At 66.4% G+C, this 24395-nt stretch carries 23 protein-coding genes; 14 read left to right on the top strand and 9 right to left on the bottom strand.

Annotation, left to right across the window (positions count from 1 at the left end):
• Positions 1 to 44: 44 nt before the first annotated feature.
• Positions 45 to 1535, bottom strand: coding sequence for a transglutaminase-like domain-containing protein (locus ACZK3J_RS01845; protein WP_478476339.1), 1491 nt, complete (start codon positions 1533 to 1535; stop codon positions 45 to 47).
• Between the two features lie 132 nt (positions 1536 to 1667).
• Between ACZK3J_RS01845 and ACZK3J_RS01840 the strand changes: the two genes are divergently transcribed.
• The 6 genes from ACZK3J_RS01840 to ACZK3J_RS01815 all read left to right on the top strand — a co-directional run bounded on the left by ACZK3J_RS01840 (position 1668) and on the right by ACZK3J_RS01815 (position 7922).
• Positions 1668 to 3104 carry an SH3 domain-containing protein gene (locus ACZK3J_RS01840; RefSeq protein WP_134951014.1) on the top strand — a complete coding sequence of 479 codons (1437 nt, stop codon included), beginning with the start codon at positions 1668 to 1670 and terminating at the stop codon, positions 3102 to 3104.
• On the top strand, positions 3105 to 4199 hold the full coding sequence (locus ACZK3J_RS01835; protein ID WP_032130035.1) for a dipeptide epimerase: 1095 nt from the start codon (positions 3105 to 3107) through the stop codon (positions 4197 to 4199).
• Between the two features lie 361 nt (positions 4200 to 4560).
• Positions 4561 to 5409, top strand: a complete 849-nt coding sequence (locus ACZK3J_RS01830) for a MurR/RpiR family transcriptional regulator (RefSeq protein WP_132808943.1) — start codon at positions 4561 to 4563, stop codon at positions 5407 to 5409.
• Between the two features lie 15 nt (positions 5410 to 5424).
• Entirely contained in the window at positions 5425 to 6186 is a 762-nt protein-coding gene (locus ACZK3J_RS01825) for a L,D-transpeptidase family protein (RefSeq protein ID WP_189720478.1), read from the top strand.
• Positions 6183 to 7484: an APC family permease gene (locus ACZK3J_RS01820; RefSeq protein ID WP_478476338.1), complete on the top strand. Its 1302-nt coding sequence runs from the start codon at positions 6183 to 6185 to the stop codon at positions 7482 to 7484. The genes ACZK3J_RS01825 and ACZK3J_RS01820 overlap by 4 nt, the downstream gene beginning before the upstream one ends.
• A gap of 108 nt (positions 7485 to 7592) precedes the next feature.
• Positions 7593 to 7922: a hypothetical protein gene (locus tag ACZK3J_RS01815; RefSeq protein WP_478476337.1), complete on the top strand. Its 330-nt coding sequence runs from the start codon at positions 7593 to 7595 to the stop codon at positions 7920 to 7922.
• Positions 7923 to 7974: 52 nt separating this feature from the next.
• Here the strand turns inward: ACZK3J_RS01815 and yiaA are convergent, their stop codons facing one another.
• Entirely contained in the window at positions 7975 to 8427 is a 453-nt protein-coding gene (gene yiaA / locus ACZK3J_RS01810) for an inner membrane protein YiaA (RefSeq protein ID WP_032130378.1), read from the bottom strand.
• 170 nt (positions 8428 to 8597) lie between these two features.
• On the opposite strand from yiaA, the gene ACZK3J_RS01805 reads away from it, so the two are divergent.
• Positions 8598 to 9764: a PQQ-dependent sugar dehydrogenase gene (locus ACZK3J_RS01805; protein WP_149909059.1), complete on the top strand. Its 1167-nt coding sequence runs from the start codon at positions 8598 to 8600 to the stop codon at positions 9762 to 9764.
• 117 nt (positions 9765 to 9881) lie between these two features.
• Here the strand turns inward: ACZK3J_RS01805 and ACZK3J_RS01800 are convergent, their stop codons facing one another.
• The 4 genes from ACZK3J_RS01800 to folB all read right to left on the bottom strand — a co-directional run bounded on the left by ACZK3J_RS01800 (position 9882) and on the right by folB (position 14548).
• A complete protein-coding gene (locus ACZK3J_RS01800) occupies positions 9882 to 10424 on the bottom strand; it encodes a hypothetical protein (protein ID WP_478476336.1) in 543 nt (180 codons plus the stop codon).
• 133 nt (positions 10425 to 10557) lie between these two features.
• Positions 10558 to 12732 (bottom strand): glycoside hydrolase family 3 N-terminal domain-containing protein, encoded by a 2175-nt coding sequence (locus ACZK3J_RS01795; protein WP_478476335.1) that lies wholly within the window; start codon positions 12730 to 12732, stop codon positions 10558 to 10560.
• A 128-nt stretch (positions 12733 to 12860) separates the two neighbouring features.
• Positions 12861 to 14132, bottom strand: coding sequence for a mechanosensitive ion channel family protein (locus ACZK3J_RS01790; RefSeq protein ID WP_049461899.1), 1272 nt, complete (start codon positions 14130 to 14132; stop codon positions 12861 to 12863).
• A gap of 62 nt (positions 14133 to 14194) precedes the next feature.
• Complete coding sequence (gene folB / locus ACZK3J_RS01785; RefSeq protein ID WP_100437711.1) at positions 14195 to 14548, bottom strand: dihydroneopterin aldolase; 354 nt, start codon at positions 14546 to 14548, stop codon at positions 14195 to 14197.
• A gap of 309 nt (positions 14549 to 14857) precedes the next feature.
• On the opposite strand from folB, the gene ACZK3J_RS01780 reads away from it, so the two are divergent.
• Positions 14858 to 15568, top strand: coding sequence for a hypothetical protein (locus tag ACZK3J_RS01780; RefSeq protein WP_478476334.1), 711 nt, complete (start codon positions 14858 to 14860; stop codon positions 15566 to 15568).
• A 141-nt stretch (positions 15569 to 15709) separates the two neighbouring features.
• Here ACZK3J_RS01780 and tsaD read toward each other — a convergent pair whose 3' ends face one another.
• Complete coding sequence (tsaD, locus tag ACZK3J_RS01775) at positions 15710 to 16735, bottom strand: tRNA (adenosine(37)-N6)-threonylcarbamoyltransferase complex transferase subunit TsaD (RefSeq protein ID WP_134951711.1); 1026 nt, start codon at positions 16733 to 16735, stop codon at positions 15710 to 15712.
• Positions 16736 to 16901: 166 nt separating this feature from the next.
• Between tsaD and rpsU the strand changes: the two genes are divergently transcribed.
• The 6 genes from rpsU to ACZK3J_RS01745 all read left to right on the top strand — a co-directional run bounded on the left by rpsU (position 16902) and on the right by ACZK3J_RS01745 (position 22049).
• Positions 16902 to 17117 (top strand): 30S ribosomal protein S21, encoded by a 216-nt coding sequence (rpsU, locus tag ACZK3J_RS01770; RefSeq protein ID WP_478476333.1) that lies wholly within the window; start codon positions 16902 to 16904, stop codon positions 17115 to 17117.
• Between the two features lie 133 nt (positions 17118 to 17250).
• Entirely contained in the window at positions 17251 to 17694 is a 444-nt protein-coding gene (locus ACZK3J_RS01765) for a GatB/YqeY domain-containing protein (RefSeq protein ID WP_005415013.1), read from the top strand.
• 105 nt (positions 17695 to 17799) lie between these two features.
• On the top strand, positions 17800 to 18720 hold the full coding sequence (locus ACZK3J_RS01760) for a YihY/virulence factor BrkB family protein (protein WP_100437709.1): 921 nt from the start codon (positions 17800 to 17802) through the stop codon (positions 18718 to 18720).
• 61 nt (positions 18721 to 18781) lie between these two features.
• Positions 18782 to 20521, top strand: a complete 1740-nt coding sequence (gene dnaG / locus ACZK3J_RS01755) for a DNA primase (protein WP_033833640.1) — start codon at positions 18782 to 18784, stop codon at positions 20519 to 20521.
• Between the two features lie 27 nt (positions 20522 to 20548).
• Entirely contained in the window at positions 20549 to 21049 is a 501-nt protein-coding gene (locus tag ACZK3J_RS01750; RefSeq protein ID WP_049461904.1) for a protein tyrosine phosphatase family protein, read from the top strand.
• A 28-nt stretch (positions 21050 to 21077) separates the two neighbouring features.
• Positions 21078 to 22049 (top strand): bile acid:sodium symporter family protein, encoded by a 972-nt coding sequence (locus ACZK3J_RS01745; RefSeq protein WP_478476332.1) that lies wholly within the window; start codon positions 21078 to 21080, stop codon positions 22047 to 22049.
• A gap of 117 nt (positions 22050 to 22166) precedes the next feature.
• Here ACZK3J_RS01745 and ACZK3J_RS01740 read toward each other — a convergent pair whose 3' ends face one another.
• Together ACZK3J_RS01740 and ACZK3J_RS01735 are read right to left on the bottom strand one after the other, a co-directional pair.
• Positions 22167 to 22910: a hypothetical protein gene (locus tag ACZK3J_RS01740; protein ID WP_149909063.1), complete on the bottom strand. Its 744-nt coding sequence runs from the start codon at positions 22908 to 22910 to the stop codon at positions 22167 to 22169.
• Positions 22911 to 23587: 677 nt separating this feature from the next.
• On the bottom strand, positions 23588 to 24394 hold the full coding sequence (locus tag ACZK3J_RS01735) for a calcium-binding protein (protein WP_478476331.1): 807 nt from the start codon (positions 24392 to 24394) through the stop codon (positions 23588 to 23590).
• Position 24395: the final 1 nt, after the last annotated feature.

Raw genomic sequence — 24395 nt, 5'->3', positions numbered from 1 at the left:
TCTCTCCTGCAAGAATTGAATGGTGTGGAATGCGATGTGTCGCGCTAGCGTTGCCCGGCTGGCAGTACCCGCCACTGGAAGTCGTAGCTCCATTGGTCGAAGTACAGGTTGCCGCCTGCCCACTCGGCCTCGCCGCGCTGCGAGTCGACCGTTTCCGAGCGGAAGTGCTGCTTGGCCGGCGCGAAGCGCTGGCCGAAATCGTCGTTGAAGGCGATGCGGTAGCCGTCGAGGCCACCCAGGTAGAAATCGCGCAGGGCCGGCACGTCGCTGGCCAGCGCGCCTGTGGTCACGTCCATTGGCAGCCAGCCATACGGCGCCAGGTAGACCTGCCCCCAGTCATGCAGGTTGTTGTAGCCGCTGCCATCGTCGGAGAACACCATGCCCGACTGCCAACGCGCGGGAATGCCGTTCATGCGCAGCAGCGCGATCAGCAACAGCGTCTGCTGGCCGCAGTCGGCATGTCCGGCACGCAGCGCGTAATCGCTGATGTTGCTGAACGTGGAGTATTCGCGCGCACCGGCCCATGGAATGCGATCCACGGCAGCAAACAGCTTGCGCACCACTTCATACGGGCGGGTTTCCCCCTGCAGCACCTGGTCGGAGAACAGCTTCAGCGCCGGCGTGAATCGCACATGCGGCAGCTGCTCGGCCAGATAGGGTTTCAGCGCCGGATCGGACGGTGTCGGCTGCACCTTGGCCGGATTGATCGCGGTATGCCGGGCCAGGATCGTGACCGCGTAGCGGACCTCGAAGCGAGTCGGCTGCCCCGCCACCGCCTTGGCTTCCAGATAGGCGGTGCGCTGCTGAGTGCTGGCCGGTGCCACGCGCGCCCTACTGGGGGTGCTGCCCAGCCACTGCACGCGTTCCTGTTGGCCAGGAATTTCGCGCGGGTAGGGAATCCAGGCGCGTACGGTCTCGCCGGCCGGCACCGCATCGGCTTTCACCGTGAGCGACTGGGTGAATTCAATGCGCTGCGGCAGTACCGACGCCTGGCCACTTTGTTCCGCTGCGGCAAGCACGCGTGCGTGGTGCGCGTTGAGCACCTCGTTCGGACCCGGCGCCGGCACCGGTGCATCCGCGCGGCGGCGCGCACGTGCCTCGTCGCTGAGCAGGAACAGGTTCGACGGTGCGCGCTTGAAGTACCAGCGCGTGCCATCGATGTCGAGATGCTCAATCAGGCCGAGCTGATCCCACCGCGCGAATTCCTCGTCGGTCAGGTCGGGAATCCAGCGGCGCACGGCAGACTTGGCGGCGGCTTCGTCGAGGGAAAAATCCAGGCGGATGCGGCGCATGCGCTCTTCCTGGAACGCGATGTCGTCGAAACTGACGCCAGGCTCCGCCGCGTCCGCAGCCGTCCAGGTGTTCAGTTCGCTGCCGGCTTCGGAGAACCGTCCCGCGTCGATCATCTGCACGACCCGCGCAAACTGGATGGCCGAGGGTGGCGGCTCCGCTCCCGCCGACCACGCCCACAGCAGCAGCGCGACACACAGGCCGGCAGTGGCAGGCAGACGTGGTTTGCGAACGGCAGGATCCACAGCGACACTTCCCCAGCGCGGGTGGTAACGGCTGTGTAACACGGGCCGGGATGCCGGTCAATAATTTATTCTTGCTTTCGATGCCAAAAGGAATAAATATTCCAGCAGGCATTCGAGGAGGGTGTGCAGCGCATGATCCTGGCTTCCCGCGAACGGCATCGGCATTGGCCACGCCGCTTGACCCTGGCCCTGTGCCTGCTGGCCGCACCGGCCTTTGCACAGGCGGCCCCGCCGCCCGACCCCGGCGCGCCGCTGCCCTATGTGATCGGCCTGCACGAGGCCTACCTCACCCCCCAGTACTGGGCCGCGCGCCTGGACAACGCCGATGTGCCGATCCTGGACCGCAGCCAGATCGAGGCACAGAACGCACGGATGCGGTCACAGGACAGCCACATCCAGGACATCGCCGCATTGCCAGCCCAGCTGGATGCGGCGGCGGTGCGCGCAAGCATCACCGCGCTGTCGAGCTGGCCCACGCGTGCCCTCTACAACGACAAGGGTCAGGCCATTGCGACGGCACTGCGCAGCGCGACCGAAGCCAATCTGGGCCTGCAGTCCATTCCCGCGCAGACGACACCGCAATACGGGCTGGTGGTGAAGCGCGCGGCACTGCGTACCTTCCCCACCCGCGAGCGCGTCTTCAGCACCGCCGGTGACACCGACATCGACCGCTTCCAGGAATCGGCGCTGTTCCCCGGTGACAAGGTCGCGGTGGTTCACCGCAGTGCCGACGGCCGCTGGCTGTTCGTGCACAGCAAGCGCTACAGCGCGTGGATCGAGACCGATGCCATCGCCAGCGGCGACAAAGCCACCGTGCTCGGCTACGGCGCGAAGGGGCCGTACCGGATCGTCACCGGCGCCACCGCGCAGACTGCCTACACCCCGGAAGAACCACGCGTCTCGCGTCTGCAGCTGGACATGGGCGTGCGCCTGCCGGTACTGGCCGACTGGCCGGCCGCCGAACCGGTGAACGGCCAGCAGGCGCATGCCTCGTGGGTGGTGCAGTTGCCGGTACGCGAGGCCGATGGTCGATTGAAGCTGGTGCCGGCGCTGCTGCCACGTTCGCAGGACACTGCCGCCGACTACCTGCCACTGACGCCGCGCCTGCTGCTGCAGCAGGCCTTCAAATTCCTCGGTGAACGCTACGGCTGGGGCCACGACTACGACACCCGCGACTGCAGCGGTTTCGTTTCCGAGATCTACCGCAGCTTCGGCGTGCTCCTACCGCGCAATACCAGCGCGCAGGCGGTCAGCCCGGCGCTGGACCGCGTGCCATTCACCGGCAAGGACGGCAAGGCCGTGCGCGACCGCGCCGTCACCGATCTGCAGGTGGGCGATCTGGTCTACATCCCCGGCCACGTGATGATGGCCATCGGCCACGTCGACGGCCGCACCTGGGTGATCCACGATACGGCGGGCGGCAGCTGGTTCGGTGCTGACGGCAAGCGTGTGCAGGCCCATCTCAATGGTGTTTCGGTCACCCCGCTGGAGCCGATGATGGCCAGCGACAGCGTCCGCTACATCGACCGCATCACCAACATCCAACGCCTGCGTGCCAAGACCCCCTGAATGAAGATCACTGCCATCGAACTGGGCATGCTGCGCGTGCCGCTGAAAACACCGTTCAAGACCGCCCTGCGCACGGTGGAAACCGTGGAAGACGTAGTGGTGCTGATCCGCACCGACACCGGCCACACCGGCTACGGCGAAGCGCCGGCCACCGCGGTGATCACCGGTGATACCCACGGCTCGATCATCGAGGCGATCCGTCACTTCATCGCGCCGCGCCTGATCGGCCAGGACGTGGCCAACCTCAATCGCCTGTGCGGTCTGGTGCAGACCGCGATGGAGCGCAACACCAGCGCCAAGGCGGCGGTGGAGATCGCGCTGTACGACCTGTGGGCACAGCTGCATGGCGCGCCGCTGTACCAGATGCTGGGTGGCGGCGACCCGGTGATCACCACCGACATTACCATCAGCGTGGACTACATCGACAAGATGGTGGCCGATTCGCTGTCGGCGATCGAACGCGGCTTCGAGTCGCTGAAGATCAAGGTCGGCAAGGACATCGGTCTGGACATCGAACGGGTCAAGGCGATCCACGCCGCCGTGGAAGGCCGCGCCCTGCTTCGGCTGGACGCCAACCAGGGCTGGACCGCCAAGCAGGCCGTGCACGCAATGCGCACGCTGGAAGAAGCCGGCGTGGTGCTGGAACTGCTGGAGCAGCCGGTAAAGGCCGCCGACATCAGTGGCCTGAAGTACGTGACCGACCGCGTCAACACGCCGGTGATGGCCGACGAAAGCGTGTTCAGCCCGAGCCAGGTGATGGACCTGATCCAGCAGCGCGCGGCCGACATCATCAACATCAAGCTGATGAAGACCGGCGGCCTGTCCAACGCGATCCGCATCGCGGACATCGCGGGTATCTACGGTGTGCCCTGCATGATCGGCTGCATGATCGAATCCAGCATCAGCGTAGCCGCGGCGGTGCACCTGGCGGTGGCCAAGAGCGATGTGATCACCAAGGTCGACCTCGACGGCCCCTCGCTGGGCCAGTTCGACCCGGTCAGCGGGGGCGTGCATTTCAACGAATCGGAGATCAGCATCAGCGACGTGCCGGGGCTGGGCATCACCGAAGTGCGCGGGCTGGAGATGCTGGGTTGATTTCGGCCTTTCGGCTGACGCTGCGTGCCACTGACGTTGGGTCGCGCGTTACTTTTCTTTTCGCGAAAAGAAAAGTAACCAAAAGAAACGCTCCGCCGGCCGCGAGCCGACGTGCTGCGCACGGCGGTGACCTGCGCTCCTCGGTCCGCCGAGGGACGGCGCGGAACTCGCTGCGCTCAGACACCCGCGCCTCTTCGCCCTCGCCGGACCTGCGGTGCTCGGCTCGCTTGAAGGCGGACTCAACGTCAAAGGCGATAACTGCACTCCGTATCCCCTTCGCGGCTGGCACGCGCGCGACCCATTCCATGAAACGCTCTACGCTGCCAACCGCAGCGCGCCTACATATGCCCGGACTCCCCGCATGCCGCCCCTGCTGAAGATCCGTTCCGAGCGCGGGCAGATGTCGGCCATCGAGCGTCGCATCGCCGACTTCATCCTCGACAACGCTCACCTGCTGCGCGACTACTCGTCCCAGCAGCTGGCCAGCGCGTTGGGCATCAGCCAGTCCAGCGTGGTGAAGTTCAGCCAGAAGCTCGGCTTCAAGGGCTACCCGGACCTGAAGTACTCGATCGGCCAGGATGTGGCTCGCGCCGGTGCCGATCCGCAGCAGGCGCCCAGCGAACCCGACAGCGGCGATGACTACCTGCGCCTGGGCGAGGCCCTGCGCCGCAGCAAGGCACAAGCCGAGGAGGAAACCCGCCAGGCCAATCCACGCGGGGAAATCGAGCGCATCGTGCAGCTGATCGACGGCGCGCCGAAGCTGTTCGTGTACGGCCTGGGTGATGACGGCCTGTACGCGCGTGAGTTCGCCATGCGATTGTCGCTGCTCGGCCTGCTGGTGGTGCCGCATACCGACCCGATCCTGATGCTGGCCAACCTGTCGGCGGCACGCCCGGGTGACGTGCTGTTGATGTTCTCCGAGTTCGGCAACCTGCCCCAGCTTTCGCAGCTGTCGCGCCAGTTCCAGGACATGGGTGGCAAGGTGATTTCCATCACCCGCCACACCGCCAACCCGCTGCGCGCGCATGCTGATGCAACACTGGTGGTGTGTGCGCACGACCGCACGCCGCAGGTCGCGCAGCTGCTGTACCGTAGCGCCATGCACGCGCTGCTCGATTTCCTGTTCGTGCTGCTCTGCCACGCCAATCCGGACCGCCAGCAGCAGCTCGCGGTGAACCTGGAGCGGATCGACCACCTGCTGGATTCCTGACCGGAGCGCACGTTGATGAAATCGCTGGTCCGCCTTGCCACCACTGCCGTGCTGCTTTCTGCAGCGATATCCGCCCACGCCGCGCCGCTGGATGGTGCGCGCCAGCTGATCGTGGTCACCAGCGAAAGCTGGGGCAGCACCGAGGGGCAACTGCAGGCCTATGTGCGCGATCGCAAGGGCTGGCATGCACATGGGCAGGCGTTCCCGGTGGCGCTCGGCCGTACCGGCAGCGCCTGGGGGCTGGGCCTGCATCCGGTACAGGCCGACGGCCCGCAGAAACAGGAAGGCGATGGCCGCAGCCCGGCCGGCGTCTTCGCGCTGGGCAGCGCGTTCGGCTATGCCGTTACACGCCCCGGCACCGCCATGCCCTACCAGCCGATGCTGGACAGCAGCTACTGCATGGATGTGCCCGGCTCTCCGTTCTACAACCGCATCGTGGATGAAAAGAAGGTCGGCAGTGCAGCGGTCAAGGGCTCCACCGAGCCGATGCGGCTGGACCTGCACAACAAGGGCGACGTGCGCTACCGGGAAGGCTTCGTCATCGCCCACAACCCGGATAACCAGCCCGGCAAGGGCAGCTGCATCTTCGCCCACCTGTGGCGCGCGCCCGGTGAGGCCACGGCTGGCTGCACCGCCATGCCGCAGCCACGCATGCAGGCGCTGCTGGACTGGTTGCGCCCGCAGGATACGCCGCGCTTCGTGCTGCTGCCGCGCGCCGAGTACACGCGCCTGCAGGCCCAGTGGCAGCTGCCCGCACTGAGCGGAGACGCCCGTTGAGCGCGCAGGACGAACCGCAGCTGCAGCGCGCGGTCAGCCGCTGGCAGATCGTCGGCCTGTCGATCAACGATGTGATCGGCAGCGGCATCTACCTGCTGCCGGCCGCCACCGTCGCCCTGCTCGGCCCCTTCAGCCTGTGGGGCGTGGTCGCCGCCGGCATCGTCGTTGCCCTGCTGGTGCTGTGCTACGCGCAGGCCGCCAGCTACTTCGATGAACCCGGTGGCAGCTACCTGTATGCCCGTGAGGCGTTCGGGCGATTCGCCGGGTTCGAGATCGGCTGGATGATCTGGTTGACCCGCATCAGCTCGGCGGCCGCATTGAGCAATGCACTGGCCGATGCGGTCGCGCGCTTCTGGCCGTGGGCCGGCGCCGGCATGGGCCGCATCGCGGTGATCGTGGTGTCGCTGGGCTTCCTGACCGGCGTCAACATCATCGGCGTGCGCTCGGCTGCGCGTACCGGCGTGGTGCTGGTGATCGGCAAGATGCTGCCGCTGCTGCTGTTCGTGGCCATCGGTGCGTTCTACATCGATCCGCAGCTGGCCTTCTCCGGCCAGCGCCCGGACCCGCATGACCTGCAGCGCATGGGCGAAGCCGCCTTGCTGCTGCTGTACGCCTACGCCGGCTTCGAGAACATTCCGGCGGCCGCCGGCGAGTACCGTAATCCGCGCCGCGATATTCCATTCGCCCTGATCACCATGATCATCACCGTCACCGTCATCTACGGCGCGGTGCAGGTGGTGGCGCAGGGCACGCTGGCCGGCCTGGCCAGCTCGGCCACGCCGCTGGCCGATGCCGCCGCCGGCTTCGGTGGCGAGGCACTGGCGCTGATCCTGACCGTGGGCGCCACCATTTCCATCCTCGGCACCAACAGCAACACGATGATGATGGGCCCGCGCTTCCTGTTCGCGCTGGCCCGCGATGGCTACGGCCCGAAGATCCTGGCCCAGGTGCATCCGCGCTTCCACACGCCGGCCGCGTCGATCCTGTGCCAGGGTCTGATCGCACTCGGCCTGGCCCTGTCCGGTTCGTTCGTGCAGCTGGCGCTGCTGTCGATGACCACGCGCCTGTTCGCCTACATCGGTACTGCCGCGGCAGTGCTGGTACTGGCCAAGCTCTACGCCGACCGCCCCGGTGCATTGAAGCTGCCCGGTGGCCCGCTGATTCCGGTGCTGGCGCTGCTGCTGTGCCTGGCCCTGTTCGCCAGTGCCAGCTGGCAGAACATCGCCGCCGCGCTGGTCGCCTTCGCCATAGGTGCAGTGATCTACAAACTGCCGCGCAAGGATGCCGACGCCGGGTGAACGGTGGCGCGCCCTGACCGGCAGATTGATCTAACGATCACGCTGCCGGCCCCGGCCGTTAACCACCGCGCAGGCACGATCAGGCTTCGTCCACCACGGAGCCCTTCCATGACCGACTACCAGATTCCCGGCCGCGTACCGGACGACAGCACGCCGCGCGACGCGGTCAGCAACTACTGGCGCGAGCGCTATACCTCTGAACCGTACTATGACGATCAGCTGTTCTTCGACGACTACGAACCGGCCTACCGTATTGGCCACTCGGCCCGCGCGCAGGACATGATCCGCGCCTACGAGGAAGTGGAAGGCGAACTGGAATCACGCTGGGCCAGCGAACGAGGCAAGAGCCGGCTGGAGTGGGCGCAGGCACGCAGTGCCGTTCGCCGTGGCTGGGAGGAAGCGCGGCAGGTGGAACCGCGCCTGGCACGCGGCCCCTGACGGATCCGATATGCGGCAACGCCGGGCATGGCCCGGCGCTACCGTTGCTGCATCACTCCTGTTCCGGCAGCGGCGGCACGGCCGTGCTGCGCTTGCTCTCACCGCCACCGGCGGCGATCAGGTCGCGGGTGTTCTTCTGCACCGCCACCGCACCGAACAGCGACAGCGCGAAGGCCATGCCGTAGAAGCCCTTCTCGCTCAGCACCAGGGTGGCGTTCCACAGGCCAACCAGCAGCAACAACAGCGCAGACAGCAATGCGAACCAGCACAGCGCGTAATACAGGCCACTCACCGGGATTCCCTCGACACGGTCACGCACGCTCTTCTGCAGCGACACCGCCGCGAACAGGCCGAACAGCAGCAGGGTCAGGTAGTAGCCCTTTTCGTTCAGCGGCATCTCCGCATTGAACAGGCCTATCAGGTAGGCCACCGCGCCGAGCAGCAGGGCCACCCAGGAGGCGGCAATGAAGGCCGGCGAGGGTCGATGGATGATCGGTGCGTTCATTGCGGTTCCTTGCAGTCAGGCGGGCATGCTTTACCCGGGCGAACCCACCCTAGACGATCCCGCCGCCGCCGCACAGGGGGAAACAGGACCTTCGGGCCAGGACCGTCACCGCCCCGGTGGTATACAAGGGAGAGCCTGGCCATCCGCATCCCCTTCCGCTGGAGATACCCATGACCCGCACGCCCCTGCTGCTCGCCCTCGGCCTGTTGCCGATCCTCGCCACCACGGCCTGCAGTGCCGCCGGCCCCGATGCCAGTGGGCAGAAAGCTGCCGCTGCCAGCACAGACGCTGCCGACCAGCGACCGTTCACCGCATCCGAAATCAGTCGTTTCGACCAGCCGTGGGCAATGACCTTCCTGCCCGATGGCAGCCTGCTGGTCACCGAAAAGCGCGGAAAGCTGCAGCACCTGGACCTGGCCAGTGGCCAGAAACACGAGATCACCGGCGTTCCGAAGGTCGCCTACGGTGGCCAGGGTGGTTTCGGTGACGTGATCCTGCACCCGCAGTTCGCAAGCAACCACGTGATCTATCTCAGCTATGCCGAGGAAGGCACGCTGGACACCCGTGGCGCTGCCGTCGCACGCGCCACGCTGGCGCTGGATGCCAAGGGTGGCGGTGAGCTGAAGGACCTGAAGGTGATCTGGCGACAGACGCCCAAGGTCAGTGGCGAGGGCCACTACGGCCACCGCCTCGTCTTCGGCCCGGACGGCAAGCTGTGGATCAGTTCCAGCGAGCGCCAGAAGTTCGATCCGGCGCAGGACATGGGCAGCAACCTCGGCAAGATCATCCGCCTCAACGACGATGGCAGCCTACCGGCCGACAACCCGTTCGCCTCGCAGGGCGGCGTGGCCGCGCAGGTGTGGTCGCTGGGCCACCGCAACATCCTCGGCATGGCCTTCGATGCCAACGGCAAGCTGTGGGCGCACGAGATGGGCCCGGCCGGCGGCGACGAGCTGAACCTGATCGTGCGCGGCGCCAACTACGGCTACCCGATCGTCTCCAACGGCAACCACTACGACGGCCGCCCGATTCCCGACCACAGCACCCGCCCGGAATTCGCCGCCCCGAAGGTGACCTGGACGCCGGTGATCTCGCCGGCCGGCTTCGTGATCTACAGCGGTAACCTGTTCCCGCAGTGGAAGGGCAGCGGCTTCATCGGCGGCCTGTCGTCCACCTCGCTGGTGCGCGTGGCCTTCGATGGTGACAGCGCGCGCGAAGCCGAACGCTTCAACATGGGCGAGCGCATCCGCGAAGTGGAACAGGGCCCGGATGGCGCCCTGTGGCTGCTGGAGGACGGCAACAAGGCGCGCCTGCTGAAGCTCACCCCGAAGACCTGATGTCCTGGTAGTGCCGGCCGCTGGCCGGCACCCTGGGTTCTTCCGGCATCCTGCGGTTGCCGGCCAGCGGCCGGCACTACCCATACGAAACGGCCCCGTATGCGGGGCCGTTCGCATTTACTGGATGGTGATGACCTTCACCTCGGTCTTCGTGCAAGCCTGGTCCAGGCACTGCCCGTTCAACCACACCTGGCCATCACCGATCATCACGCCCTGCTGGTTGACGAACACCTTGCCGAAGTCCTGTTCGGACACCGCCTTGACCACCGCCGGCGTGATGATCTTCTCGTAGCTGCGCTGGAACTCACCGGGGCCGGTGATCTTCTTTCCGTTAGCGATATTCAGCGGGAAGCGCACCTCTTCCACCACCGCAGCGCGATCACCGCCGACCACCGCGGTCTTGAACGCGTTGAACACCTTCTCGTACTGCGCGGCATCACCGAGCAGGGTCTCGATACGCGCACGCGCGTCTTCCGCGGGCACATCCGCCGGTGCGGCGCCGGCCGGCTCGGCAGCAGCCTTCGCCGATTCAGCCGCGGGCGTGGCCGCAGCACTGGCCTCCATCGGCGGCGGTGCGTCCACCGCAGGCTCGGCCGGCGGTGCCGGCTGCGAACAGGCCGCCAGCAACAGGGCGGGAATCAACACAGCGATCATGCGCATGCGCAGGCATCCATCGGTTCAAGAACACCGATGGTAGCGCCGTGCCAGTGAGAACAACAAAAAGGGGGGGACGGAGGGGATTAAGTCGTTTGTGCCACAAACGACTTAATCCCCTCCGTCCCCTTTTTCTCGATCAGGCCTTCAGCAGCTCGAACTGCACGGCTTCGCCTGCTGCCGACGAGGCGCAGACCCACAGGTCGAACTGGCCCGGCTCGGCACGCAGCACGCCGTCGCGGCCGGTGAACGCCAGCTGCTCGCGGGTCAGGGTGAACACCACTTCGGCCGACTCGCCCGGCTGCAGCGCCACTTTGCGGAAGTCCTTCAGTTCGCGCACCGGACGTACGCGGCTGGCCACGCGGTCGTGGATGTACAGCTGCACCACTTCCTCGCCGGCCACGTCGCCGCTGTTGGTCAGCGTGGTGATGATGGTCAGGGTGTCGTCCCAGCCGAGCTGCGCCGCACTCAGCTGCGGCACGCCGTAGGCGAAGGTGGTGTAACCGATGCCGTGGCCGAACGGGTACAGCGGCTCATTCGGGATCTCGCGCCAGCGAGCCTTGAACTCCGACATGGTCGGCAGTTCCGGGCGGCCGGTGCGCGGGTGGTTGTAGAAGTACGGCTGCTGGCCGGACACCTGCGGGAAGCTGACCGGCAGGCGGCCGGACGGGCTGTAGTCGCCGAACAGCACATCGGCCACGGCATGGCCGGTCTGCGTGCCCAGGTACCAGGTGACCGCCACCGCGTGCGCGTTGCGCACCGCGCCCTGCAGTGCCAGCGCACGGCCGTTGCGCAGCAGCACCACCAGCGGCTTGCCGGTCATCGCCACCGCCTCGGCCAGTGCCTGCTGTGCCGGCGGCAGGGTGATCTCCACGCGCGACTGCGCTTCACCGCTGTAGCGCTGCGGTTCGCCCAGCGCCAGCACCACCACGTCGGCGCGCAGCGCGGCCGCCACGGCGGCTTCGGTGCCGCCCGGAATGGCAGTTTCCAGTTCGCAGCCCGGCACGATCTCCAGCAGCGCTTCATCGCCGATGGCGGCGCGCACGCCGGTTTCCAGATCCACGTAACGCTGCTTGTCGCCGAACAGCGTCCAGCAGCCTTCAATGTTCTCGCGGTCCTGCACGAACGGGCCGATCAGCGCGATCTTCTGCCCGGTCTTCTGCAGCGGCAGCACGTTGTCGCGGTTGTTCAGCAGCACGATCGAACGGCGCGCGGCATCGCGCGACAGTTCGTCATGCGCGGCGAGGTACGAGGTATCGGCTTCGCGCGCCGGGTCCAGCGAACGGTACGGGTCGTCGAACAGGCCGATGGTTTCCTTCAGCCACAGGATGCGGCGCACGCCCTCATCCAGCACCGCCATCGGCACCTCGCCGCTCTCGACCAGGCCCGGCAGGTGCTCGGCGTAGAAGCCGCTCTGCATGCTCAGGTCCAGGCCGGCGGTGAACGCCTTGGCAGTGGCATCGCGGTCGTCGGCGGCATAGCCGTGCGCGACCAGTTCCATATCGGCGGTGTAGTCGGAGATCACCACGCCCGGGAACTTCCATTCACCGCGCAGGATGTCGGTCAGCAGTTCGGCGTTGGCACTGGCCGGCACGCCGTTGATGTCGTTGAACGAGGACATCACGGTGATCGCGCCGGCGTCGAAGGCGGCCTTGAACGGCGGCAGGTGCACGTCGCGCAGGGTCTGCGGCGAGATGTCCACCATGTTGTATTCCATGCCGGCCATCACCGCGCCATAGGCGGCGAAGTGCTTCGGCGTGGCCAGCAGCGAATCGGCGGCGCGCAGGTCGCTGCCCTGGAAGCCGCGCACGCGGGCGGCGGCAAAGGCACAGCCCAGCACCACGTCCTCACCGGCACCTTCGGCGCCACGGCCCCAGCGCTGGTCGCGGGCGATGTCCACGGCCGGAGCATAGGTCCAGTGCAGGCCGGCAGCGGTGGCCTCGATGGCGGTGGCGCGCGCGGTGCGCTCGGCCAGCGCCGGCTCGAAGCTGGCGGCCTCGCCCAGTGGAATCGGGAACACGGTGCGCATGCCGTGGATGACGTCGGCCGCCAGGATCACGGGGATGCCCAGGCGGCTCTCTTCGGTGGCGACCTGCTGGATCCGGCGGCCCAGTTCGGCGCCCACACCATTGAACAGCGAGCCGACCTTGCCCTCGCGCACCTGCTGCAGCACCTGGTCGGCATTGCGCACGTTGGCTTCCGGGTTCACGTCCGGGGCGAACGGGCGGACCATGTCCGCGAAGACACCCAGCTGGCCGACCTTTTCCTCGACGGTCATCTGGGCAATGAGGGATTCGATGCGATCGGAGGCCACCGGCAGTCCTTGATGAAAACGTTTACAAGCCCGGCATTCTAGCGATCCCGGGCGATTTGGCGAGGGGTTTGTTCATTCAGTTTCAGCCACCAGCGGGGTCCGTATGGCCCCGCCGGGGGCACCGCAGCTTACTCCGAGCCGGCCAGCTGGCGCTGCCCGGCCATCAACATGGCGTCGCTGGAGGCCTGGAATACCCGCAGGCCGAAGGCCGGCAGGATCGCCAGCAGGTGGTCGAAGATGTCCGACTGCACCGCCTCGTACTCGCCCCAGGCGGTGCTGCGGGTGAAGCAGTACAGCTCCAGCGGCAGGCCTTCGGTGGTCGGCTGCAGCTGGCGTACCAGCAGGGTCATGTCGGTATGGATGCCCGGGTGGCTGCGCAGGTAACGCTCCACATAGGCCCGGAAGGTACCCAGGTTGGTCACCCGGCGGCTGTTGACCTCGGCCACGCCCTGCTCGCGCAGGCGCCCGTTCCACTGGCCAAGCTCCTGCTCCTTCTCCTGCAGGTAATCACGCAGCAGCGCGAACTGGCCGAGGAAGGCCAAGTCGCCTTCGTCCAGGAAGCCGACGCTGTGCTGGTCCAGGTACAGCGCGCGCTTGATGCGGCGGCCACCGGCCTCCTGCATGCCGCGCCAGTTCTTGAACGACTCGGTCACCAGCTTCTTGGTCGGAATGGTGGTGATGGTCTTATCGAAGTTCTGCACGGTGACGGTGTGCAGCGCGATATCGATGACGTCACCGTCGGCGTTCTGGCTGGGCATTTCGATCCAGTCGCCGATGCGCACACGGCCATCGCCACTGATCTGCACGCTGGCCACCAGCGACAGGATGGTGTCCTGGAAAATCAGCATCAGCACCGCCGTGGCCGCCCCCAGGCCGGTCACCAACGGCCCCAGTTTCACCCCCAGCAGCGTGGCGATGATGGACAGACCGGCGGCCACGAACACCACGATCTTGACCACCTGCAGGTAGCCCTTGATCGGCTTGTTGCGCGCATCGGGCTTGCGTTCGTACAGGCTGTTGGCCGCGTCCAGCGCATGCGAGAACGCCATCGACACCGTCAGCACGGCCCATACGATGCACAGCTTGATGATGACGTTGACCAGGCCGGGTGGCAGGTCGGGAATGAGGGTGATGCCCGAGGCGATCACCTGGCTGGGCACCACGTTGGACAGGCGCGAGATGACCCGCATCAGATGGCTGCCGCGCCCGGACTCGGCACCGGGCAGGCGCTGCAGCAGGCGCCGCAGGCCACGCACCAGGATGCGCTTGGTAACCCAGTTGGCCAAGCCCGCAGCGATCAGCAGCGCCGAGATCATCAACGCCAGGTAGGCGCCGGGATAGGGTTCCAGTGTGTTCTGCAGCTTTTCCAGCCACTGTACCGCCACCACCGCGTCCACCATCAGTTGTCTCCTTGCGTTGTCGTTGTTGTTGGGGGTGCCGGCCAGCGGCCGGCACTACCGGATCAGTCCTGCGAGCGCTCGATGATCACGCCCACCGCGCGCGCGCCACGCACCGCGCCCGGCTTGCTCAGTTTCAGGCGCAGCCACTTCACGTCGAATTCGTCCAGCACGATCTGTGCGCAGCGCTCGGCCAGGGTTTCGACCAGGCCGAATTCCGACTCGCGCACGAACTGCTCCAGGCGCTTGCTGACCGCCTTGTAGTTCAGGGTGTGGGCGATGTCGTCGGAGGCCGCCGGACGACGGTTGTCGAAGCCCATCTCCAGGTCGAACACCAGGTCCTGGCGGATCCGTCGTTCCCAATCGTAGATACCGATCAGGGCGTCGATCGTCAGCCCCTCGATGAAAACCTTGTCCATTGCGCTTAACCAGCCCGAATACAGGGGGCCATGGTAACGGCACGACGGTGAGCCTGCCCGGAACGGGCGGTGGGTGGCCGGCAGGAACGCGGCTCCAGAAAAGACAAAGGGCCCTGCTAGCGGGGCCCTTTGGTACCTCTCAACGTCCCCAGGGGAAGCTGGAATTCAGCCGCGAGTCCCGGAGCACACGCCGCAAGGTTAGGAGTGCCCCCCTGACCAGTCAATTGGCAAATGCGTCACGGCAGACGACCGGGTGAAAAACCGAGCCGATCCACGAAAGAACACTGACGATCATGATGCCGTTTTCTGATGTTCCTGCATCGTTCCCAGGGTCAAGGTGAAACCACGTTCCCTGGGAGTGAGTTGATGAAGGAAAGCAGGATCCTGCAGGCAGCTCTATCCAGGCAGAGATGGTCGACCTACGAGCGCATCGCTTCTCGTTGCGTAGCCGATCCAGCCACGCTCTATGCCTGGAACATGCAGATGTGTGCTGCTCTCCTGCCACCGTTGCACATCTGTGAAGTCGTGATCCGCAATGCAGCAGCTACGGCGCTGGTGCATCGCTATGGTCGATGCTGGCCCTGGCATCCAGCGCTGCTGCGCAGCCTTCCTACCGAAGGCGCCCTTGCCTCGCTATGCGATGTCCGCGGCAGCGCCGGAGCTCCACGGGATGTACCGGAGGTCATCGCCAAACTGCGATTCGGCTTCTGGCAGCAATTGTTCGCTCGACGGTTCGAGCATTCGATCTGGGCCGGGACCATGGGCCTGGCGCTGCCACACGCACCCTCGGTGCCGCTGTCCGTCCTGCGTCGGTCCATCCATGCCGACCTCGACCGCATCCGCCTCCTGCGCAATCGGATCGCCCACCACGAACCCATCCTGGAACGCGACATCGGTGCCGACCTGGCGGCGATCGGACGGCTGATCCACGCCCGCTGCCCGCATACGCTGGGCTGGCTGCAGCGCCATGAGCGGGCGACAACGGTGTTGGCGGCGTCGCCATTGGCAGGGCGTCCGTAATGTGTAGCCGGGCGTGGCCCGGCGCTACGGAGGCCTGCCTGTAGAGTCGAGCTTGCTCGACTGCTCTGTGTCCGTCATTGCGCCCAGTCGAGCAAGCTCGACTCTACAAACGCCGATCGAGCGGTTCGCGCGGCCGGGGGCTCACACCGCCGGCAGGGTCGCCATGTCCCAGCGGGGGGTGACGTCCACCTTCGGCGGGCTGTGCTGGCCGGCCTGCAGCCGCAGCGCGCCGGCGAAGGCGATCATCGCGCCGTTGTCGGTGCACAACGCCGGCCGCGGGAAACAGGCCCGTCCGCCGAGGCGCTCGGCCATCTGCTGCAGGCGGGCGCGCAGGCGCTTGTTGGCACCGACACCGCCGGCCACCACGATCACATTGGTCCCGGCCGCTTCCAGCGCGCGCTCGCACTTGATCGACAGGGTCTCGACCACGGCGTCTTCGAAGCCCCGGGCGATGTCGGCGCGGGTCTGCTCGCTCTGGTCGCTGTCGCGCCAGGCCATCAGAACCTGGGTCTTCAGGCCGGAGAAGCTGAAATCCAGCCCCGGGCGGTCGGTCATCGGCCGCGCGAAGCGGTAGGCCCCCGGCGTGCCCTGCTCGGCCAGCCTGGCCAGCTGCGGGCCGCCCGGGTACGGCAGGCCCATCATCTTGGCGGTCTTGTCGAAGGCCTCGCCGGCCGCATCGTCCAAGGTCTCGCCCAGCAGGCGGTACTGGCCGATCGCGTCCACCGCCACCAGCTGGGTATGGCCACCGGACACCAGCAGTGCCACGAACGGCGCTTCCGGCGGGTCGTCCTCCATCAGCGGGGCCAGCAGGTGGCCTTCCATATGGTGTACGCCCACCGCCGGCACCTCCAGCGCCCAGGCCAGCGACCGCGCCACGCCGGCGCCGACCAGCAGCGCGCCGACCAGGCCGGGACCGGCCGTATAGGCCACGCCGTCGATATCACCTACACCCAGGCCGGCGTCGGCCAGGGTCTGGCGCACCAGCGGCAGCAGCTTGCGGACGTGGTCGCGGCTGGCCAGTTCGGGCACCACACCACCGTATTCGGCGTGCAGGGCGATCTGGCTGTAGACCGCATGGGCGCGCAGGGCCGCGCTGCCGGCCAGGTCGGTGTCATACACCGCCACGCCGGTCTCATCACAGGAAGATTCGATGCCAAGGACTCGCATGCCTGCTATTATGACGCCCCTGCTGCCCCCTCGGGGGACGTGCAGGTCTCACTGCTTTCGAACCTCTGGCCCGTATTCAGGGTTAGCCGCTTGCAGTTTGTCTATTCGCCGCTATAATGTGCGGCTCGCCGGGCGTGACCCGGTTCTACTGTGTCCCGGAGATTCCATGCCCAGCGTCAAAGTCCGCGAGAACGAGCCCTTCGAGTTTGCTCTTCGCCGCTTCAAGCGCACTTGCGAAAAGGCCGGTGTGCTGGCCGAAACCCGCAAGCGCGAGTTCTACGAAAAGCCGACCCAGGAGCGCAAGCGCAAGGCCGCCGCTGTTGTGAAGCGTCAGCTGCGCCGCTCGTCGCGCGACGTCACCAAGCGTCAGCGCCTGTACTGATCGGACGCATCTTCATTGCGGCGGGCCTGCCCGTCGCGATGGAGCCGAAGCCGGCACGCGCGAGCGTCGCCGGCTTTTCGCGTTTCCGGGTTCGGGCATCCGCCCCGCCCCACCTACCACCACGAGGTTCCTCATGAGCATGAAGCAGCAGCTCACCGAAGACATGAAGGCCGCCATGAAGGCGGGCGAGAAGCACAAGCTGGGCGTGATCCGCCTGATCAATGCCGCCATCAAGCAGCGCGAAGTGGACGAGCGCATCGAGCTGGATGACACCGCCGTGATCGCCGTGCTCGACAAGATGGTCAAGCAGCGCAAGGACTCGGTCAGCCAGTACGAAGCGGCCAACCGCGAAGACCTGGCCGAGATCGAGCGCGCCGAGATCGTGGTCATCGAAGCCTATCTGCCGGCCAAGATGGGCGAAGCCGAGATCGTGGCCGCCATCCAGGCCGCCATCGCCGAGACCGGCGCCTCCGGCCCGGCCGACATGGGCAAGCTGATGGGCGCACTGAAGCCCAAGCTCGCTGGCCAGGCCGACATGGGCCTGGTGTCCAAGCTGGTCAAGCAGCAGCTGGCGTAATCCGGTACACGGAGTCGGATCCCTTTCGCAACGCGAAAGGGCTCTGACCCCATTGATGCACCCGCTTCACCGCACCTTCGTCGCTCGCCTGCTACAACCACACCCATGGTTGAACCCGAGCCCAACGTTCCCGTGTCACTGCACAAGTACATCAAGCGCCTGCAGGACAGCTTCCCGATGGCGGTGGCCAAGCGCTTCATCGACGTCGACGTGCTGACCCAGGCAGCTTCCGTCTCCTTCTACGCGCTGCTGTCGATGGCGCCGTTGCTGGTGCTGCTGCTGTGGCTGACCGCCTCGCTGTACCCACCGGCCCAGCAGGCACTGATCGACCAGATCAGCTCGGTGGCCGGCAGCAGCGCGGCTACCGTGGCCGAAACCGTTCTGAGGAACGCCGACAACCAGCCGGATGTCGGCTCGCTGGCGGGGGTGTGGAGCACGCTGCTGCTGTTCGTCGGCGCCACCGCCGTGTTCGCGCAGCTGCAGAACGCGCTCAACCTGATCTTCCGCACCAGCGGCGAGCGCCTGGAAGGCCTCAAGGCCTGGCTGCGCAAGCGCGTGTTCTCGTTCGGCGTGGTGCTGGCGCTGGGCTTCCTGCTGATCCTGTCGATGACCGCCACCACGGTGCTGCAGGTGGCCTTCGCGCAACTGCCCTCGATCCTGCCCGCGCTGGGGTACGTCACGAGCCTGCTGCTGTACGCAGTCGGCTTCGCCTTCATGTACCACTACCTGCCCGACCGTCGCGTGGCGTGGCGCCAGGCCTTCATCGGCGGCGTCATCACCTCGGCACTGTTCGCACTGGGCCGGTACGGCATCGGCGTCTACATCGCCACCGTGGCACCCGGCAGTGCCTACGGCTCGATGGGCGCGCTGGTGATCTCGCTGGTCTGGATCTACTACGCCACCGTCGTGTTCTTCGTTGGCGCCCTGATGACGGCGGTGATCGATGAGCGCCTGCGCGCGCGTCATCACCTGGCCGCCGCCGGCATTGATCCGGCAACCGCCAGCCAGGTGCCCGACAGGGGGTAAACTAGGCCGACCGCCCCCGGTTCCGTCGCGTGGTCCTGCACCGCGCCCTGCCCTGTTGCCCATGGCCCGTATCCCCGACGCTTTCATCGACGACCTGCTCGCCCGCACCGACATCGTCGAGGTGGTAGGCAGCCGCGTGCCGTTGAAGCGCCAGGGCAAGGAGTACGCCGCGCGCTGCCCGTTCCATGACGAGCGCTCGGCGTCGTTCACGGTCTCGCCCACCAAGCAGTTCTATCACTGCTTCGGCTGCGGCGCGCACGGCACCGCGATCAGCTTCCTGATGAACTACGACCGCCTCGAGTTCCTCGACGCGGTGGATGAGCTGGCCAAGCGCGCTGGCATGGAAGTACCGCGCAACGAGAACCCGCGCAGCCCCCAGCAGCAGGACGACAGCCGCGAGCTGTATTCGGCACTGGATGCCGCCGCCCGGTTCTTCCAGAAGAACCTGGAAGGCAGCGACAAGGCACGCAGTTACCTTGATGGGCGTGGCGTGGACGAAGAGAACCGCGCGCGCTTCCAGATCGGCTACGCCCCGGATGGCTACAGCGGCCTGCGCGATGCACTGGGCAAGGACGAGCGGCGCATGAAGCTGCTCGACCGCGCCGGCCTGTTCTCGAAGAATGACCGCGGCCACGTCTACGACAAGTTCCGCGACCGGGTGATGTTCCCGATCTTCGACCGCCGTGGCCGGGTGATCGCCTTCGGTGGCCGCGTGTTCGAGAAGGACGACGGCCCCAAGTACCTCAACTCGCCCGAAACCGCGCTGTTCCACAAGGGCCGCGAACTGTACGGCCTGTGGCAGGTGCGCCAGGCCAACCAGAAGATCGAGCGGTTGATCGTGGTCGAGGGCTACATGGACGTGGTCTCGCTGTTCCAGTTCGGTGTCACCCAGGCGGTGGCAACACTGGGTACCGCAACCACGCCGGACCATGCCGAGCTGCTGTTCCGCAACGCGCCGGACGTGTTCTTCTGCTTCGACGGCGACGCCGCCGGCCGACGCGCCGGCTGGAAGGCGCTGGAGTCGGTGCTGCCGCGCATGAAGGACGGCCGCCAGGCCTTCTTCCTGTTCCTGCCCGATGGCGAGGACCCGGACACCATCGTGCGCAAGGAAGGCGCCGAGGCCTTCAACGAGCGCCTGAAGCAGGCCACGCCGCTGTCGCAGTTCTTCTTCGATGAACTGACCCGCGAGATCAACCTGGGCACGCTGGACGGCAAGGCGCGCCTGGCCGAACGCGCAAAGCCGATGCTGGCGCAGATTCCCGACGGTGCCTTCGGCGACCTGATGAAGCAGCAGCTGGCGCAGCTGACCGGGCTCGGCGGCAACGCCCAGGCTGCACGCACGCCGATGCCGCAACGCCAGCCTTCGCGCACGATCCAACCAGTGGCCAGGCGCAGCCTGGTGCGCGGCGCGATCGCCGTGCTGCTGCAGCAGCCGTCGCTGGCGCTGACCCTGGGCGGCAAGCATCACTTCCAGGGCCTTCGCCTGCCCGGTGTGGAACTGCTGTTGGAGCTGCTGGGGCTGGTCGAACAGCGCCCGGACATCAGCACCGGCGCCCTGCTGGAACACTTCGACGGCCGCGAGGAACAGGCCTCGCTGCATACATTGGCCGCACAGACGCTGCCCGGCACCGAAGCCAGCTGGACCCAGGAACTGCACGACGCGGTGGCACAACTGGAGAAACAGCTGCTGGTGCAACGTCTGGAAGAGTTGTTGGCAAAGCAGCGCCAGCAGGGCCTGGACGATACTGACAAGTACGAACTGCGCGAGCTGCTGAAGGCGCGCGCCGGACTGCGCCTGTAGCGGCAGAACGTTTTCACGGAGAGGACCATGCTGCTGCGCCTGACCTGCCTGCTGTTGTTGTCGCTCTGCCTGCCGCTGACGGCCCTGGCCGAAGACGCGCCCCTCAACGAAGTCCGCCCCGGCCTGTACGCCGGCGGCCAGCCCAGCGCCGCACAGCTGCAGGCCTTGGCCGCACAGGGCGTGCGCACCGTGATCGACCTGCGCCAGCCCGACGAGGACCGGGGTTTTGATGAAACCCGCGTAGCCGAATCACTGGGCCTGCGCTACGTACGCATTCCGGTGGCCGGTGCCGACGGCCTGGATGCGGCCAACATCCGTGCCGTGCACCAGGCCCTGCAGCAGAGCCAGGGGCCGGTGCTGCTGCACTGTGCGTCCGGCAACCGCGCCGGTGCCGTGCTCGGCCTGGTCAACGCACGCTACGAACACGCCAGCCCGGAACAGGCACTGCAGCTCGGCCAGCGCGCCGGCCTGAAGTCGCTGGAGGCCGCTACCCGCCAGCGCCTGGCCACACCGGTCACTTCGCCCTGAACCCTCCGCACCAAGGACTCTGCCCACCATGACCCGCTGGTGGTCGCGCCTGCGACCGGACAATTTCACCCTCGCCCTGCTGTGCACCGTCGGCCTGGCCTCGCTGCTGCCGATGAAGGGCGCCGCCGCCATCGTCCTCGACGATGTCACCACCGTCGCCATCGCCGCGCTGTTCTTCCTGCATGGTGCGCGCCTGCCGCGCGAGTCGATCATCGGCGGCATGCTGCACTGGCGGCTGCACCTGACCATCCTGGCCTGCACCTTCATCCTGTTCCCGCTGCTGGGGCTGATGTTCAAGCCGCTGTCGGGCTGGCTGCTGACCCCGGAGCTGTATCTGGGCGTGCTGTTCCTGTGCACCTTGCCCTCCACCGTGCAGTCGTCCATCGCGTTCACCTCGATGGCGCATGGCAACGTGCCCGCAGCGGTGTGCAGCGCTTCGTTGTCGAGCATCCTCGGCGTATTCCTGACCCCGCTGCTGCTGACCGCGCTGGCCGGCACCTCCGGCGGCATCCACGATCCGCTGCATGCGATCGGCGGCATCATGCTGCAGCTGCTGGTGCCGTTCGGGGCCGGCCATCTGCTGCGGCCCTGGATCGCCGGCTGGGTGGAAAAGCAGCGCGCGCTGCTGCGCTACACCGACCAGGCCACCATCCTGCTGGTGGTGTACTCGGCCTTCGGCGAAGCTGTCACCGAGGGCCTGTGGAGTAAGACGCCACTGCTGTCGCTGCTGGCCGTGGCGGTCGTGGCCGCCGTGCTGCTGGGCATCGCCATGCCGCTGATCACCTTCATCGCCCGCCGCCTGCGCTTCAACCGCGAGGACGAGATCGCCATCGTGTTCTGCGGCTCGAAGAAGAGCCTGGCCACCGGCGTGCCGATCGCCAAGGTGCTGTTCGCCGGTGGAAGCCTCGGCGCCATCGTGTTGCCGGTGATGATCTACCACCAGATCCAGCTGATCGTCTGCGGCGTGATCGCGCAGCGGTATGCGAAGCGCGCGCCCTGATTGGGCGCGCGGGTTTTTGTAGAGAGCCCATCCACGCGCGGCGTGGATCTACCAAACCGCGGATGGCGTGAACCCGCAGTAGATCCACGCCATGCGTGGATGACGCATACGCCGCCGCTAATCCACGATGGCCGCGGCGATGTCGTGCAGCACTCGGGCGTTGCGCTCCACGTCGCTGCCCGGCTCGCCCGTGACGGTCAGACTGTAGGTCTTGCTGTCTCCCGTCCAGGCAAGCTCAACCCGAGTACGGCCGACACTATCCACAACCTTCCCGAGGTGAGCGGGCTTGCCGTCCACCACGGTGTTCTGCGCCTCCGCGATGACCTCGATCTGCATGCCCGCAGCGAGGAAGTTGTTCTCGCTGAACTCCACGATGCCGACACCCTCCAGCCGGTAGAAACGGCTCAAGCCCGAGGACTTTCCACCCTCCAACGCACCACTGGGCTCCATGCCAATCATCTCGGCTGCGCCCAGCAGGCTGCTTTCCAGCCTGCTGGGTGGCTGCGGCAGGCGCTGGCGTAGTTCTGGAGTTGAGCGGTGAGTCCGCGGCACGGCAGCCAGCATTTCGGCCTGCGTTGGGATGCTCCCTGCTGCAACCCGCACGACACCGTTGGATCGTTCGATGTCATCGCGAAGCTGCCGCTTCACTTCTCGGGGGGCATCAAGGTCTGCCAGTTTCACCATCTGGTAGCTGCCCACTCTGGCGGACGATCTTCCCATTGCCGAGGCCTCCTGCATTGCAGCCTGCATGGCACGTTGGTGTAGCCAGCTCCCTACCGCATCGGGAGCAGGTTCATTCTGGGATGCTTGAGCTGACATCGACATGGCCAGCGAGAATGCGATAAAGCAAAGACTCTTCATGATGCTCACCACTCCGAAAGTTGGCAATCGACCGCACTCGTGGATTGCGTGAATACGCGTCCGCCCAGCACCCATGTGTGATATCCGTGAACAACCATTCGTTCTGGATCACTGCCATCGCCTGCGTAAAATCGCCAGGAGTACAGTCCATTGTTAGGCGCACCGAAAGCATGCTTCGGCTCAATGTTCCCGAGGGGAACGTGCCTGGTTACGGCCGACCCCTGAAAATTGCGAAACTGGGGCCGTTCATAGGTCACGGATTCGTTGATGAATCCAATGCAGTTGGCCCGACTCAGTGCTTTTACTTCTGCTGCTGCATTGCCAGCCAGGCAGGTAAGCGCGGCACACAGAACGATGGGCAGAGAAACATGACATCTCATTGATTGCTCCACAGAATTGCGAGTCATCCCGCAATACCTGTGTATCTACTGTTGATGATCCGGTCTGGTGGAACAGTCGGTATCTGTGACGCCTTGCGTGCAGGAAGCTGACAGCGCGGCAAAACCCTACAGCGCGACGGCTTGGTCGATGGGCGCAGTTGCAGCCCTCCCGGGCGAAACCCGACACTGGCTGCGCCGGGTTCCGTGAGAGCCCATCCACGCATGGCGTGGCTCTACTCCCACCGATGGCGTGAACCACCAGTAGATCCACGCCATTCGTGGACGGGTTGCCTGCCGTTACGGGCCCACCAGCGTGCCGACGCTCAGCTCCGGCATCCACACCCACAGGTCGTACGGCCGTTTCGCATCGGCATCGACCCGCGGCGCCGTGGCCACCTGCTCTGGAAGTGACCGCGCCACGCAGCGGCCCGCGCATCCCCACACCTGACCACGCTGCGCGCCCAACCGCACGCTGTAGATCTCCAGATCCCGCAGCTGGGAGGCCATCGGGTGCAGCTGCATTTCCGGCGGCATGCCCTGCGGCCGCTGCAGCATGGCGTGCACGTTGCCGGTCAGCACCAGCATGCGTGCGCCAGCCGGCAGTCGCCGGTGCAGCCGCCGCAGCTCGGCCGCCATGCGGTCATCGCGTGCCTGGTTGCCGCCATCGCTGTTGTCGACGTCATAGCCGACCACATCGATGGCACGACCCTGTGCCTTCAGCGCACGCAGGTCTTCGATCATCGCCAGCATGTCGCGGCTGCGACGGCCGTCATGCTGGTCATCGCGCACGGTCCAGAACGCGCGGCCATGCAGGTGCTGGCGCGCCGCGGCCCCGCCATCGGATTCCAGATAGTCGTGCAGCGCAGGGTTCTCTGCACGTGGCAGTTCCAGCGCCAGCACGACCGGGCCGTTACGGCTGTAGTCGTCCACCAGCTGGCGTACCAGCAGCGGTGTCTCGCGGGTACCGTGAAATTCACCCAGCACCAGCAGGCGATGCTCACCGGCGTGCTGGCGGATCTGCACGGCGGTGTCGTCGGCATGCGCACTAAGGGCCATGCCCAGCGTCAGCAGCAGCGCCGCAGTCCAGCGGAAGATCGAATGCATC

The sequence above is a fragment of the Stenotrophomonas sp. 86428_Sma genome (assembly GCF_056481585.1).
The sequence above is the reverse complement of the archived record's forward strand: the minus strand, read 5'-3'. Positions and strand labels throughout refer to the sequence as shown.

Coding starts and splice junctions, on each gene's coding strand:
- ACZK3J_RS01840 (WP_134951014.1), top strand. CDS start 1,668: ATGATCCTGGCTTCCCGCGAACGGCATCGGCATTGGCCACGCCGCTTG.
- ACZK3J_RS01835 (WP_032130035.1), top strand. CDS start 3,105: ATGAAGATCACTGCCATCGAACTGGGCATGCTGCGCGTGCCGCTGAAA.
- ACZK3J_RS01830 (WP_132808943.1), top strand. CDS start 4,561: ATGCCGCCCCTGCTGAAGATCCGTTCCGAGCGCGGGCAGATGTCGGCC.
- ACZK3J_RS01825 (WP_189720478.1), top strand. CDS start 5,425: ATGAAATCGCTGGTCCGCCTTGCCACCACTGCCGTGCTGCTTTCTGCA.
- ACZK3J_RS01815 (WP_478476337.1), top strand. CDS start 7,593: ATGACCGACTACCAGATTCCCGGCCGCGTACCGGACGACAGCACGCCG.
- yiaA (WP_032130378.1), bottom strand. CDS start 8,427: ATGAACGCACCGATCATCCATCGACCCTCGCCGGCCTTCATTGCCGCC.
- ACZK3J_RS01805 (WP_149909059.1), top strand. CDS start 8,598: ATGACCCGCACGCCCCTGCTGCTCGCCCTCGGCCTGTTGCCGATCCTC.
- ACZK3J_RS01800 (WP_478476336.1), bottom strand. CDS start 10,424: ATGCGCATGATCGCTGTGTTGATTCCCGCCCTGTTGCTGGCGGCCTGT.
- ACZK3J_RS01790 (WP_049461899.1), bottom strand. CDS start 14,132: ATGGTGGACGCGGTGGTGGCGGTACAGTGGCTGGAAAAGCTGCAGAAC.
- folB (WP_100437711.1), bottom strand. CDS start 14,548: ATGGACAAGGTTTTCATCGAGGGGCTGACGATCGACGCCCTGATCGGT.
- ACZK3J_RS01780 (WP_478476334.1), top strand. CDS start 14,858: ATGTTCCTGCATCGTTCCCAGGGTCAAGGTGAAACCACGTTCCCTGGG.
- tsaD (WP_134951711.1), bottom strand. CDS start 16,735: ATGCGAGTCCTTGGCATCGAATCTTCCTGTGATGAGACCGGCGTGGCG.
- rpsU (WP_478476333.1), top strand. CDS start 16,902: ATGCCCAGCGTCAAAGTCCGCGAGAACGAGCCCTTCGAGTTTGCTCTT.
- ACZK3J_RS01765 (WP_005415013.1), top strand. CDS start 17,251: ATGAGCATGAAGCAGCAGCTCACCGAAGACATGAAGGCCGCCATGAAG.
- ACZK3J_RS01760 (WP_100437709.1), top strand. CDS start 17,800: ATGGTTGAACCCGAGCCCAACGTTCCCGTGTCACTGCACAAGTACATC.
- dnaG (WP_033833640.1), top strand. CDS start 18,782: ATGGCCCGTATCCCCGACGCTTTCATCGACGACCTGCTCGCCCGCACC.
- ACZK3J_RS01750 (WP_049461904.1), top strand. CDS start 20,549: ATGCTGCTGCGCCTGACCTGCCTGCTGTTGTTGTCGCTCTGCCTGCCG.
- ACZK3J_RS01745 (WP_478476332.1), top strand. CDS start 21,078: ATGACCCGCTGGTGGTCGCGCCTGCGACCGGACAATTTCACCCTCGCC.
- ACZK3J_RS01740 (WP_149909063.1), bottom strand. CDS start 22,910: ATGAAGAGTCTTTGCTTTATCGCATTCTCGCTGGCCATGTCGATGTCA.
- ACZK3J_RS01735 (WP_478476331.1), bottom strand. CDS start 24,394: ATGCATTCGATCTTCCGCTGGACTGCGGCGCTGCTGCTGACGCTGGGC.